The sequence below is a fragment of the Bradyrhizobium zhanjiangense genome, from assembly GCF_004114935.1.
Taxonomy (GTDB): Bacteria; Pseudomonadota; Alphaproteobacteria; order Rhizobiales; family Xanthobacteraceae; genus Bradyrhizobium; species Bradyrhizobium zhanjiangense.
Genome location: NZ_CP022221.1, coordinates 249,825 through 263,081 on the forward strand (window position 1 = coordinate 249,825; position 13,257 = coordinate 263,081).

The window sequence follows — 13,257 nt, forward strand, 5'->3', positions numbered from 1 at the left end:
GCACAACGACAACAGATCAGGATTAGGACTGCTGAATGGTTGATACCAAGACCCCTGGCGACAAGAAGCTGAGCGTTCCGAGCAAGACGCTATCGCTCAAGCCGCGCGTCGAAACGGGCACCGTGCGCCAGAGCTTCAGCCATGGCCGCAGCAAGCAGGTCGTGGTCGAGAAGCGCGGCAAGCGCCGCATTGGCGACGGCCCCGAGCCGCACGCGCCCGAGGTGACGGCGAAGCCGGCACCGGCCGCGCCCGCGCCGTCGCGCCCGGCGCCACCGCCCGCCTCGCCGCGCAACGCCGGTTCCGGCGTGGTGCTGCGTACCCTGACCGAGGACGAACGTTCCGCCCGTGCCAGCGCGCTGGCCGATGCCAAGCTGCGCGAGGTCGAGGAACGCCGCCAGGCCGAGGAAGAGGCCCAGCGCCGCGCGGTCCGCGAGGCCGCTGAACGCGCCGAGCGCGAAGCCGCCGAGGCCCGCCGCAAGGCCGAGGACGAGCGTCATCGCCACGAGGACGAAGCCAAGCGGAAGGCCGAGACCGAGGCCAAGAAGCGTTTCGGCGAAGGCGAGCAGCCTTCTGCCGCACGTCCCGCAATGGCAGCTCCGACCGCTCCTGCGCCGCGACACGGCGCCCCCGCGGCGCGGCCCGGCACCCCCACGACGGCACGTCCGGGAACAACGACGGCGCGGCCTGCAACCACGACCGCGCAGCGTCCGGGTGGACCGGCTGGCCGCGGCCCCGCAGTTGCCGCCGAGCCCGACGAGGAGGAGGCTCCGCGCCAGATCCGTCGCGGTCCCGGCGGCGCCATGCGTCCCGCGGCGGCCCCCAAGACCACGCACAAGCCCGGCCCGCAGAAGGAACGCGGTCGCCTCACCGTCGTCACCGCGCTCAACGCCGATGACGTGCGCGAGCGCTCGATCGCCTCGTTCCGCCGCCGCACCCAGCGCCTCAAGGGCCATGCCTCGAACGAGCCCAAGGAAAAGCTCGTCCGCGAGGTGACGATCCCGGAAGCGATCACCATCCAGGAACTCGCCAACCGCATGTCCGAGCGCGCGGTCGACGTCATCCGCATGCTGATGAAGCAGGGCGCGATGCACAAGATCACCGACGTGATCGACGCCGACACCGCGCAGCTGATCGCCGAAGAGCTCGGCCACACCGTCAAGCGCGTCGCCGCCTCGGACGTCGAAGAAGGCCTGTTCGACCAGGTCGACGATTCCACCGATACCGAGACGCGTTCGCCAGTCGTGACCGTGATGGGCCACGTCGACCACGGCAAGACTTCGCTGCTCGACGCGCTACGCCATGCCAACGTGGTCTCCGGCGAAGCCGGCGGCATCACCCAGCATATCGGCGCCTATCAGGTGCTGTCGCCCGAGAGCGGCAAGAAGATCACCTTCATCGACACGCCCGGCCACGCCGCGTTCACCGCGATGCGCGCCCGCGGCGCCAAGGTCACCGACATCGTCGTGCTGGTGGTCGCGGCCGATGACGGCGTGATGCCGCAGACGGTCGAAGCCATCAATCACGCCAAGGCGGCAGGCGTGCCGATCATCGTTGCCATTAACAAGATCGACAAGCCCGACGCCAAGCCCGAGCGCGTCCGCACCGAGCTGCTCCAGCACGAGGTACAGGTCGAATCCTTCGGCGGCGAAGTCGTCGACGTCGAAGTGTCCGCCAAGAACAAGACCAATCTCGACAAGCTGCTCGAGATGATCGCGCTGCAGGCCGAAATCCTCGACCTGAAGACCAATTCGGAGCGTCCGGCCGAAGGCACCGTGATCGAGGCCAAGCTCGATCGCGGCCGTGGTCCGGTCGCGACCGTGCTGGTCCAGCGCGGCACGCTCCGTGTCGGCGACATCATCGTCGCCGGGGCCGAGATGGGCCGCGTCCGCGCGCTGATCTCCGATCAGGGCGAGACGGTGCAGGAGGCCGGTCCCTCGGTGCCGGTCGAGGTGCTCGGCTTCAACGGTCCGCCGGAGGCCGGCGATCGTCTCGCCGTGGTCGAGAACGAAGCCCGCGCCCGCCAGGTCACCAGCTATCGCGCGCACCAGAAGCGCGAGAACGCGGCGGCCTCGATCTCCGGCATGCGTGGCTCGCTCGAGCAGATGATGTCGCAATTGAAGACGGCGGGCCGCAAGGAATTCCCGCTGATCGTCAAGGCCGACGTGCAGGGCTCGCTGGAAGCGATCCTCGGCTCGCTGGAGAAGCTCGGTACCGACGAAGTCGCCGCCCGCATCCTGCATGCCGGCGTCGGCGGCATCTCGGAATCAGACGTGACGCTCGCGGAAGGCTTCAACGCCGCGATCATCGGCTTCTCGGTCCGAGCCAACAAGGAGGCCGCCGCGGCCGCCAAGCGCAACGGCATCGAGATCCGCTACTACAACATCATCTACGACCTCGTGGACGACGTGAAGAAGGCGATGAGCGGCCTGCTCGCGCCGACCTTGCGCGAAACCATGCTGGGCAATGCCGAGATCCTGGAGATCTTCAACATCTCCAAGGTCGGCAAGGTCGCCGGCTGCCGCGTCACCGACGGCACCGTGGAACGCGGCGCCAATGTGCGCCTGATCCGCGACAACGTCGTCGTGCACGAAGGCAAGCTGTCGACGCTCAAGCGCTTCAAGGACGAAGTGAAGGAAGTCCAGTCCGGCCAGGAATGCGGCATGGCCTTCGAGAACTATCACGACATGCGTGCCGGTGACGTCATCGAGTGTTATCGCGTGGAGACGATCCAGCGCTCCCTGTAAGTCCAAATCTTACCGAAGCGTTCGGATCTTTTTGAACTGAAATTGCGAGAGTGCGATGGCCGGATTTTTCCGGCCATCCACCTCTCTTCGTTTCAACAGGACAAATGACAATGCCCGTGTCCCAAACACGGGCATGACGAGGTGATTTTCGAGAATGCCCCGCCATCATCAAAAGAAGAGTTCCGCAGCCGGAGGCTCGCAACGTCAGTTGCGCGTCGGCGAGCAGGTTCGCCATGCGATGGCCGAGATTCTGGCGCAAGGCAACGTGCATGATGCGGATCTCGAAGGTCACATCATCACCGTGCCGGAGGTGCGGATGTCGCCGGACCTGAAGCTCGCGACAATCTACGTGATGCCGCTCGGTGGCCGCGACACCGAGATCGTCATCGCTGCGCTCGAGCGCAACAAGAAATTCCTGCGCGGCGAAGTCGCGCGGCGCGTTAACCTGAAATTTGCACCTGACATTCGCTTCCGCGTCGACGAACGATTCGACGAGGCGGAACGGATCGAGAAGCTTTTGCGAACACCTGCGGTGCAGAAGGACTTGGAACAGGATCCGGATTCGGATCGGGAAGAAGAACGATGACGATGGACCCGGCTCACGACACGATCAGCGGCGAACAGGGCGATCAACGCGACGTGCAGACAAATAATTTTGCCGATCTGGGCAGCAATTCTCAATCGTACCAGGAGCCGCGCCGCGTCAACAACGATCCGCGCGCCAAGCAGCAGCAGAAGGGCAACCAGCCGCGCCGCGACCGGCGCGACGTCCACGGCTGGGTCGTGCTCGACAAGCCGATCGGCATGACCTCGACCCAGGCCGTCGCCGTGCTCAAGCGCCTGTTCAACGCCAAGCGCGCGGGACATGCCGGCACGCTCGATCCGCTCGCCTCGGGCGGCCTGCCGATCGCACTCGGGGAGGCCACCAAGACCGTTCCCTTCGTGATGGACGGCCGCAAGCGCTACCAGTTCACCGTATGCTGGGGCGAGGAACGCGACACCGACGATATCGAGGGTCGGGTCACCGCGACCTCCGACCAGCGCCCGACCCAGGAGGCCATCCTGGCCCTGTTGCCCCGCTTCACCGGGGTAATCGAGCAGATTCCGCCGCGCTATTCCGCGATCAAGGTCCAGGGCGAGCGCGCCTATGATCTCGCCCGCGACGGCGAGGTCGTGGAGCTGGCGCCCCGCCCCGTCGAGATTCACCATTTAACCCTTGTGGATCAACCGGATAACGACCGGGCCGTGTTCGAGGCCGAGTGCGGCAAGGGCACCTATGTCCGGGCGCTGGCCCGCGATATGGGCCGGATTCTCGGCACTTATGGCCATATCTGCGCGCTGCGGCGGACCCTGGTCGGCCCATTTGGCGAAAACGACATGATTCCGCTGGATCAGCTGGAGGCTTTGTGCGATAGAGCCGCGTCCGGCGAGGGCAGCCTCGCCGACGCGCTTTTGCCCGTTGAGACCGCGCTGGACGACATCCCGGCACTGGCCGTCACTCGGGCTGATGCGGCAAGGCTCCATCGGGGCCAGGCCGTTTTGTTGCGCGGACGGGATGCGCCCACTTGTAGCGGCACAGTCTATGTCACGGTGGCAGGCCGTCTTTTGGCGCTTGCTGAAGTTGGCAATGGCGAAATCATCCCCAAGCGTGTGTTCAACCTGACCGGCCTGACTGCCAGCCCCGGTCGCAACGAGAGAAATTGACGATGTCGATTGCCGCAGAACGCAAAGCGGAAGTCATCAAGACCAATGCCACCAAGGCCGGCGACACCGGCTCGCCCGAGGTTCAGGTCGCGATCCTGTCGGAACGCATCAACAACCTCACCAACCATTTCAAGACCCACGTGAAGGACAACCATTCGCGTCGCGGCCTCTTGAAGCTGGTCTCGACCCGCCGCTCGCTCCTCGACTACCTCAAGAAGAAGGACGAGGCGCGGTACAAGGCGCTGCTCGAGAAGCACAACATTCGTCGTTAAGAGTTCCTGCGCGCGCCACTGGCGCGCGTTTTCGCGCGTGGTTTCGAACGAAAGCGCTTCCTTAAAGGTTTTTGATCGAGGCTGCGTGCGCGTCGGATGCGAGCCGTTGACGGCGAACATTCGGGGCATGATGAGCGAAGACCAAGGTTCGGTGTTCGCGTTCGTGCCGACTGACAGTCCAGCAGCAATCCGGCGGCTGGGCACAACGGGCAAGGCGCCCGTATGACCCGAAAGGATGGACGCCATCCGACATCCAAAAACCATGGCAGGATCGCAGGACGCTGATCACCCGCTCCGATCAGCGCCTCGCAATCTTGCGCATGGTTTTTGTTTTTCGAAGCGTGTCCCTTCTTTCGAGAACCCATGAAAGAAGACCTCTATGTTCAATAAGCATTCAGTCGAGATCGACTGGGGCGGACGCCCTCTCAAGCTCGAAACCGGCAAGATCGCCCGTCAGGCCGACGGCGCCGTCATCGCCACCTATGGTGAGACCGTGGTGCTTGCCACGGTCGTCGCGGCGAAGGCGCCGCGCGAAGGCGTCGACTTCCTGCCGCTGACTGTTGACTACCAGGAAAAGACCTACGCTGCGGGGCGCATTCCCGGCGGCTATTTCAAGCGCGAGGGACGTCCGACCGAGAAGGAGACGCTGGTCTCCCGCCTGATCGACCGTCCGATCCGCCCGCTGTTCGTCGACGGTTGGCGCAACGAGACCCAGGTGATCGTCACCGTGCTCTCGCACGACATGGAAAACGATCCCGATATCGTGGCGATGGTCGCGGCCTCCGCCGCGCTGACGCTGTCCGGCGTGCCGTTCAAGGGCCCGATCGGCGCGGCGCGTGTCGGCTTTGCCAATGACGAATTCGTCCTCAACCCGACGCTCGACGAGATGGTCGACACCCAGCTCGACCTCGTCGTCGCCGGCACCGCCGACGCCGTGCTGATGGTCGAGTCGGAAGCCAAGGAGCTCAACGAAGACGTGATGCTCGGCGCCGTGATGTTCGGTCACCGCCACTTCCAGCCGGTCATCAACGCGATCATCGAGCTCGCCGAGAAGGCCGCCAAGGAGCCGCGCGAAGTCACCGCGATCGACAATTCGGCGATCGAAAAGGAAATGCTCGGCCTGATCGAGCAGGAGCTGCGCGCCGCCTACGCGATCCCCGTGAAGCAGGAGCGTTATGCCGCGGTCGGCGTCGCCAAGGAAAAGGTGATGGCCCACTACTTCCCGGAGGGCCAGGAGCCGAAATACGACAAGCTCCGTATCGCCGGCGTGTTCAAGGAGCTCGAGGCCAAGATCGTTCGCTGGAACGTCCTCGACACCGGCAAGCGCATCGACGGCCGCGACGTCAAGACGGTGCGCAACATCGTCGCCGAAGTCGGCGTGCTGCCGCGCGCCCACGGCTCGGCGCTGTTTACCCGCGGCGAGACCCAGGCGATGGTCGTGACCACACTCGGCACCGGTGAGGACGAGCAGTACATCGACGCGCTGTCGGGGACGTACAAGGAAACATTCCTGCTGCACTACAACTTCCCGCCCTACTCGGTCGGCGAGACCGGCCGCCTCGGCGGCACCAAGCGCCGCGAGATCGGCCACGGCAAGCTCGCCTGGCGCGCGATCCACCCGGTGCTGCCGCCGCATCACGAGTTCCCCTACACCACGCGCGTGGTGTCGGAGATCACCGAATCCAACGGCTCCTCCTCGATGGCTTCGGTCTGCGGCGCCTCGCTGGCGCTGATGGATGCCGGCGTGCCGCTCAAGCGGCCGACCGCGGGCATCGCGATGGGCCTGATCCTCGAGGACAAGCGCTTTGCGGTTCTCTCCGACATCCTCGGTGACGAGGACCATCTCGGCGACATGGACTTCAAGGTCGCCGGTACCGAACAGGGCATCACCTCGCTCCAGATGGACATCAAGATCGAGGGCATCACCGAAGAGATCATGCGCGTCGCCCTTGGCCAGGCCAAGGAAGGCCGCATCCACATCCTCGGCGAGATGGCCAAGGCCCTGACCGCGGCCCGCGCCGAGCTCGGCGAATACGCGCCGCGCATCGAGACCTTCAAGATCCCGACCGACAAGATCCGCGAAGTGATCGGCACCGGCGGCAAGGTGATCCGCGAGATCGTCGAGAAGACCGGCGCCAAGGTCAACATCGAGGACGACGGCACCGTGAAGGTCGCCTCCAGCGACGGCGAGGCGATGAAGGCCGCGATCAAGTGGATCAAGTCGATCGCGTCGGAGCCGGAAGTCGGCCAGATCTATGACGGCACCGTCGTCAAGGTGATGGAGTTCGGCGCCTTCGTGAACTTCTTCGGCTCCAAGGACGGCCTCGTCCACATCAGCCAGCTTGCGCCCAACCGCGTGCAGAAGACCTCCGACGTCGTCAAGGAAGGCGACAAGGTCAAGGTCAAGCTGCTCGGCTTCGACGACCGCGGCAAGACCCGCCTGTCGATGAAGGTGGTCGACCAAGCCACCGGCGAAGACCTCGAGGCCAAGGAGAAGGCCGCCGAAGGCGAGAAGGCTCCGCGCGAAGCGGCCGGCGAGTAAGTTCTCGCGACACGGTCAAAAACACGAAGGGCGGCCGAAAGGCCGCCCTTTTTGTTTGTGGCTTGTCCCGTGCAAAGTGCGCCCCCTCTCCCGCTTGCGGGAGAGGCGTAGGCGGCCTATGGCCGCCGTTCTTAGATGAAGAACGCCGATGCAAGGCATCGGCTACCTTCGGCGCGACCTCTCCCGCAAGCGGGAGAGGTGCAAGACCTCAAGCCGCGAGATCGAACCGGTCGAGGTTCATCACCTTGGTCCAGGCCTTGGCGAAGTCCTTCACGAACTTCTCCTTGGAGTCCGAGGTGGCATAGACCTCGGCGAAGGCGCGGAGCTGCGAGTGCGAGCCGAAGATCAGGTCGGAACGCGTGCCGGTCCACTTCACCGCGTTGGTCTTGCGGTCGCGGGCCTCGTAGGTGCCGTCGGCAACCGGCGCCCATTGCGTGCTCATGTCGAGCAGGTTGACGAAGAAGTCGTTGCTCAGCGTGCCCACCTTCGCGGTGAAGACGCCGTGCTTCGAACCGTTCGCATTGGCGCCGAGCACACGCAGGCCACCGACCAGCACGGTTAGCTCGGGCCCGGTGAGCTTCAACAGCTGCGCGCGATCGACGAGCGCCTCTTCAGGCATCATGAACTGATGCTTCTTGCCGGTGTAGTTGCGGAAACCATCGGCCCGCGGCTCCAGCGGCGCGAAGGAGGCAGCATCCGTCTGCTCCTGCGAAGCGTCCATGCGGCCCGGCGCGAAGGCGACCTTGACGTCGACGCCGGCATCCTTGGCGGCCTTCTCGACCGCGGCGGTGCCGCCGAGCACGATCAGGTCCGCAAGCGAGACCTTCTTCGCGCCTGAGGACGCGTTGAAGTCCTTCTGGATCGCTTCGAGCTTGCCGAGGACCTTGGCGAGCTGAGCCGGCTGATTCACCTCCCAGTCCTTCTGGGGCGCGAGGCGAATGCGAGCGCCGTTGGCGCCGCCACGCTTGTCCGAGCCGCGGAACGTCGAAGCCGACGCCCACGCGGTCGAGACTAGCTCCGACACCGACAGACCCGAGGCCAGGATCTTGGTCTTCAGCGAGGCAATGTCCTGCTCGCCGACCAGCTCGTGATTCACGGCCGGAATCGGATCCTGCCAGATCAGCGTCTCCTTCGGCACCAGCGGTCCGAGATAGCGCTGGATCGGGCCCATATCGCGATGGGTGAGCTTGAACCAGGCGCGGGCGAAGGCGTCCGCAAACTGATCGGGATGCTCGAGGAAGCGCCGCGAGATCTTCTCATAGGCTGGATCGAAGCGGAGCGAGAGGTCGGTCGTCAGCATGGTCGGCACATGCTTCTTGGACTTGTCGAAGGCATCGGGAATGACGGCCTCGGTGTTCTTGGCCTTCCACTGCTGCGCCCCCGACGGCGCCTTCGTCAGCTCCCATTCGTACTTGAACAGGTTCTCGAAGAAGTAGTTGCTCCACTTGGTCGGCGTCTGCGACCAGGTGACTTCCGGGCCGCCGGTGATCGCATCGGCGCCAACGCCGGTGCCGTGCTTGCTTTTCCAGCCGAGGCCCTGATCTTCCAGCGCGCCCGCTTCCGGTTCCGGACCGACCAGCGACGGATCGCCCGCGCCGTGGGCCTTGCCGAACGTGTGACCGCCGGCGATCAGTGCGACGGTTTCCTCGTCGTTCATCGCCATGCGGAAGAAGGTCTCGCGGATGTCCTTGGCCGCCGCGATCGGATCCGGCTTGCCGTTCGGGCCTTCCGGATTGACGTAGATGAGGCCCATCTGCACCGCGCCGAGCGGCTCGGCGAGCTGACGCTCACCGCTGTAGCGCTCATCGCCCAGCCAGGTGCCTTCGGGACCCCAATAGAGCTCTTCCGGCTCCCAGACGTCGGCGCGGCCACCCGCAAAACCAAACGTCTTGAAGCCCATCGATTCCAGCGCGACGTTGCCGGCCAGCACCATCAAATCGGCCCAGGAGATCTTGCGGCCGTATTTCTGCTTGATCGGCCAGAGCAGACGGCGTGCCTTGTCGAGGTTGGCGTTGTCGGGCCAGCTGTTGAGCGGCGCGAAGCGCTGCTGACCGGCGCCGGCGCCACCGCGGCCATCGGTGATGCGGTAAGTGCCCGCGCTATGCCAGGCCATGCGGATCATCAGGCCGCCGTAATGACCGAAGTCGGCCGGCCACCATTCCTGCGAATCCGTCATCAGGGCTGTCAGGTCCTTAACGACCGCGTTCAGGTCGAGCGACTTGAACTCCTTGGCATAGTCGAATTCTTTGCCCATCGGATCGGACAGGTCGGAATTCTTGTGCAGCATCTCGATGCTGAGCTGGGTTGGCCACCAGTCGCGGTTCACGCGCGTGGGTTTTCCGCCCGTAAACGGGCACTTCGAAATGTCATCCATGATTACCTCCTCTGGTGGCGTCCGACGGCGCCTTTGACCAGGTAGAATTACTCTAAGCGTCGCCTCCCATCAGGTGAAGTTGACTTTAATGATCGCTGCGATAGGATTTTCTGATGATAAACCTGACGCTGCGGCAGCTCCGCTATTTCGATGCACTGGCGCGCCACGGCCATTTCGGCCGCGCGGCCGAGGCCTGCTCGATCTCGCAGCCGGCCTTGTCGATGCAGATCAAGGAGTTGGAAGAGACCCTTGGCGGCCTGCTGCTGGAGCGCAGCGCGCGGCAGGTCGCGCTGACCCGGTTCGGCGAGGAGCTCGCGCAACGCGTCCGCGACATTTTGCGCTCGGTCGATGAGCTCGGCGATTTCGCCCGGGCATCACGGGACCGCTTCGCCGGCCGCCTGCGCATTGGCATGATCCCGACCATCGCGCCCTATCTCTTGCCCAAGATCACCAAGAACCTGACGCGCATGCATCCGGAGCTCGATATCCGCGTGCGCGAGACCATGACGCCGCGACTGATCCAGGAGCTGGTCGAGGGCCGGCTCGACACCGCCATCGTCGCGCTGCCGGTGTCCGAGCCTTCGCTCACCGAGGTCGCGCTGTTCGACGAGAAATTCCTGCTGGTGCGTCCGGGCGCGGACGAGGGCACTCCGGTGCCGTCGCGCGAGATGATGCGCGAGATGCGGCTGTTGCTGCTCGAGGAGGGGCACTGCTTCCGCGATCAGGCGCTGTCCTTCTGCAACATGCAATCGGCGCCGCCGCGCGAGATGCTGGATGCGAATTCCCTCTCGACGCTGGTCCAGATGGTCAGTGCCGGCATCGGCGTCACTTTGATCCCGGAGATGGCGGTGCCGGTGGAGACGCGATCGGCCTCGGTCTCGCTGGCGCGCTTCCGTGACCCCCAACCCTCGCGCACCATCGGCATGGTCTGGCGCAAGACCAATCCGCTGGCGCGACAGCTGCTGCAGATCTCCGAGGTGGTGTGCCTGTCGGCCGGCAAGGCGCGCCCGCGTCCGGCCGCGCGCAGTCAGCGGGCTTGAGCGCCGGATGTCGCATCCGATCATCCGCCCAGCGCGCGCCGACGAACATGACGAGGTCGGCCGCGTCTGGATGGAGAGCTGGGTCTCGACCGGCCTCGCTGAGGCCAGCGACTTCCTGCTGGCCAACCTGCGTGCGCGCATCCGGCGCGAGATCGAGAACGGCTGGAGCCTGTTCGTCGCCGACGACAACGGCACGATCGCCGCGATGCTGGCGCTGCATCTGCCCAAGCGCTATCTCGACATGCTTTTCGTCGCGCCCGCCTATCAGAGCCAATCGCTCGGCCGGCAATTGCTCGCCTTCACGCGCACGCAACTGCCGGATGAGATGTACCTGCGCTGCGTGCGCGAGAACGAGAAGGCCTGGCGCTGGTACGAGCGCGAGGGCTTCGTATTCGAGAAGGAAGAGATCGAGCCGTCGAACGGGTTCGTGATGAAGTATTATCGGTGGAAGCGGTAGCGACCGACGGGATAGACGACGTTTGCCGGGTGCAGCTTGCGGTTGTCACACTCCCACCCTAGTGTGGTGTGTCCGACGCCCCCTTGCCTCTGATCCCGCTTGGAATTCATGTTTCGATTTGCTGCTTCGGTGCTCGTCCTGCTGTCCTTTCTGGCTCCGGCAGCCGCGCAAACCCCTCCTGCGACCGCAACTCCCTCCGCCCAGACCGCGCCCCAGGCAAAGCCGGCTGCCAAGAAGGCAACGGCGAAGCCGAAGGCTCCGGCTAAACCCACCGAGCAGACGACTGCCGGTCCTTGCGGCGTCGGCGTGATCGCGGCGACGCAGGACCCATTCGTCGTCGAGAAGATCGGCCTAACGGTGTTCGGCAACGAGTATGCGGAAGTGCCGGTTTCCTGGGGCCTTGACGACCTTGTCTTCGCACGTGTGCGTGCGGCGGCGGGCGCCACGCCGCTCAGGCGAATTGCCTACGCCAAAGGCGCGTTCGACGCCTATTATCATCCGAAGCCCAGTCTGTTTCGCAACGAGCGCGAAGAGCTGTCGAACCTGATCCGTCAGATCGCGGGCAATGCCGGCTGCGAACGATATGTCGTCGTCACGCGCGGCGAGGGGATGCTGCCGGGGACCAATCAGCCGCTCCGGGGACTCGGTATTCTCAATCGTGGCGCAGGTATCATCAGCTATTCGTTTCTGTACGCTTATATCGGCGTGACCGTGTTCGACGGCCAGACCTTTGAAATCAAGAAGGGGCCTGGCGTGACGCTGGAAGGCGTCATGAAGCATATGGCTGACAGTTTCGTGCAGGACGAACGTCTTCGCAAAGTAGACAACTCCCTGTTTCCGGTCACGGCGGCCGACTCCGCCGGCAACACGACCCTGCGTGACAACGTGCGCGATTTCCTGACGGAGCGGCTAGACAAGATCTTACCGCCCTATTTCGCGCAGTGAGACGCGGTGGGGTATAAGGATGAACGTTCTCGCCGCTGTCGCGATGGTCTCATATGCACTGTTATCGCCAAGCGGCGGTCTATGACGATCAGACCTTGGAGTTGACGAAGGAGGCGCCTGCCTTGATGACGGATGACACCTATATCGAGCGCATGACGCACAATTTTCTCGGCGGCCCCTCAACCCAGCTGGATCGCGCGATGTTTCCCGAAAAGCCTGCGGACGTGGTCAACAATCCGGTGCTCCGCGAGGGCGTGCGCACGCTGCTGACGAAAAGCCTCGACGAGACATTGCCATCCTTGTTGCAACAACCGGCGCAGACTCCGTCACGCTGATTGAAGGGGTCCGCCGACTTCGCGTTGACCAAGATGTGGCGACCGGGCGCCGCATCCGCCTAGGCGTAGTGCGTTGCGAATGCGTAGCAAACGCGTCATGAATTGCGCGCCGTTCGCCTCTCGCCGATGGAAGGTTCCTCGCCATGATCAAGCTCTATTGGTCGCCCCGCTCGCGCTCGTTCACGACGCTCTGGCTGATGGAAGAGAGCGGCCTCGCCTATGAACGCGTGCTGACCGACATCTCGACCGGCGCGCAGAAGACGCCGGACTATTTGAAGATCAACCCGATGGGCAAGGTGCCGGCGCTGACCGACGGCGACGCCGCGCTCGGCGAGGCCGCTGCGATCTGCGCCTACATTGGCGATCGCTATCCCGAGACCAAGCTCGCGCCCGCTGTGACCGATCCGCGCCGCGCGCGCTATCTGCAATGGCTGTTCTTCTCGCCGGGCTGCATCGAGCCCGCCATCATCCAGATCTACACCAAGATCGAGATCCCGACCTCGACCGCGGCCTGGGGCAGCGCGACACAGGTCTTCGACGTGCTGGAAGCCTCGCTCGAGAAGGGGCCGTGGATTCTCGGCGAGGAATTTTCTGCCGCCGACATCACCATCGGCTCCGACCTGAATTTCGCGGTGCGGCTGTTCAAGATGGTGCCGTCGCGCCCGGCGTTCGACGCCTATCTCGCGCGCTGCATGGCGCGGCCGGCATTGCAGCGCGCCGAGAAGATCGCGGCGGGGTAAACGAGCTCTCGTAGGGTGGGCAAGCGTAAGCGTGCCTACCATCTGTCCCGAATTGTCGAGAGATGGTGGACACGTCGCTTGCGCTCCTTTGCCCACCCTACAGA

Annotated in this window: 11 protein-coding genes; 10 read left to right on the forward strand and 1 reads right to left on the reverse strand. The window is 64.5% G+C overall.

Annotation, left to right across the window (positions count from 1 at the left end; genetic code table 11):
• The first annotated feature begins 35 nt into the window (after positions 1-35).
• The 5 genes from infB to pnp all read left to right on the forward strand — a co-directional run bounded on the left by infB (position 36) and on the right by pnp (position 7,262).
• Positions 36-2,744: a translation initiation factor IF-2 gene (gene infB / locus XH85_RS01180; RefSeq protein WP_128930392.1), complete on the forward strand. Its 2,709-nt coding sequence runs from the start codon at positions 36-38 to the stop codon at positions 2,742-2,744.
• A 154-nt stretch (positions 2,745-2,898) separates the two neighbouring features.
• Complete coding sequence (rbfA, locus tag XH85_RS01185) at positions 2,899-3,330, forward strand: 30S ribosome-binding factor RbfA (RefSeq protein ID WP_128930393.1); 432 nt, start codon at positions 2,899-2,901, stop codon at positions 3,328-3,330.
• Entirely contained in the window at positions 3,327-4,448 is a 1,122-nt protein-coding gene (gene truB, locus XH85_RS01190) for a tRNA pseudouridine(55) synthase TruB (RefSeq protein WP_164940034.1), read from the forward strand. The genes rbfA and truB overlap by 4 nt, the downstream gene beginning before the upstream one ends.
• A gap of 2 nt (positions 4,449-4,450) precedes the next feature.
• Positions 4,451-4,720 (forward strand): 30S ribosomal protein S15, encoded by a 270-nt coding sequence (gene rpsO, locus XH85_RS01195; protein WP_008540131.1) that lies wholly within the window; start codon positions 4,451-4,453, stop codon positions 4,718-4,720.
• Positions 4,721-5,099: 379 nt separating this feature from the next.
• Positions 5,100-7,262 carry a polyribonucleotide nucleotidyltransferase gene (gene pnp / locus XH85_RS01200; RefSeq protein WP_128930394.1) on the forward strand — a complete coding sequence of 721 codons (2,163 nt, stop codon included), beginning with the start codon at positions 5,100-5,102 and terminating at the stop codon, positions 7,260-7,262.
• A gap of 208 nt (positions 7,263-7,470) precedes the next feature.
• Here pnp and katG read toward each other — a convergent pair whose 3' ends face one another.
• A complete protein-coding gene (gene katG, locus XH85_RS01205) occupies positions 7,471-9,636 on the reverse strand; it encodes a catalase/peroxidase HPI (RefSeq protein ID WP_128930395.1) in 2,166 nt (721 codons plus the stop codon).
• Between the two features lie 113 nt (positions 9,637-9,749).
• Between katG and XH85_RS01210 the strand changes: the two genes are divergently transcribed.
• From XH85_RS01210 to XH85_RS01230, 5 genes are all read left to right on the forward strand, one after another.
• Positions 9,750-10,676 carry a hydrogen peroxide-inducible genes activator gene (locus XH85_RS01210; RefSeq protein WP_128930396.1) on the forward strand — a complete coding sequence of 309 codons (927 nt, stop codon included), beginning with the start codon at positions 9,750-9,752 and terminating at the stop codon, positions 10,674-10,676.
• A 7-nt stretch (positions 10,677-10,683) separates the two neighbouring features.
• A complete protein-coding gene (locus tag XH85_RS01215; RefSeq protein WP_128930397.1) occupies positions 10,684-11,133 on the forward strand; it encodes a GNAT family N-acetyltransferase in 450 nt (149 codons plus the stop codon).
• Between the two features lie 129 nt (positions 11,134-11,262).
• Positions 11,263-12,078, forward strand: a complete 816-nt coding sequence (locus XH85_RS01220; protein ID WP_245473349.1) for a hypothetical protein — start codon at positions 11,263-11,265, stop codon at positions 12,076-12,078.
• 125 nt (positions 12,079-12,203) lie between these two features.
• Positions 12,204-12,413: a hypothetical protein gene (locus tag XH85_RS01225; protein ID WP_128930399.1), complete on the forward strand. Its 210-nt coding sequence runs from the start codon at positions 12,204-12,206 to the stop codon at positions 12,411-12,413.
• A gap of 143 nt (positions 12,414-12,556) precedes the next feature.
• The gene (locus XH85_RS01230; protein ID WP_128930400.1) at positions 12,557-13,153 is read left to right on the forward strand and encodes a glutathione S-transferase family protein; all 597 of its coding nucleotides are present in this window, start codon (positions 12,557-12,559) and stop codon (positions 13,151-13,153) included.
• The last annotated feature ends 104 nt before the right edge of the window (positions 13,154-13,257 follow it).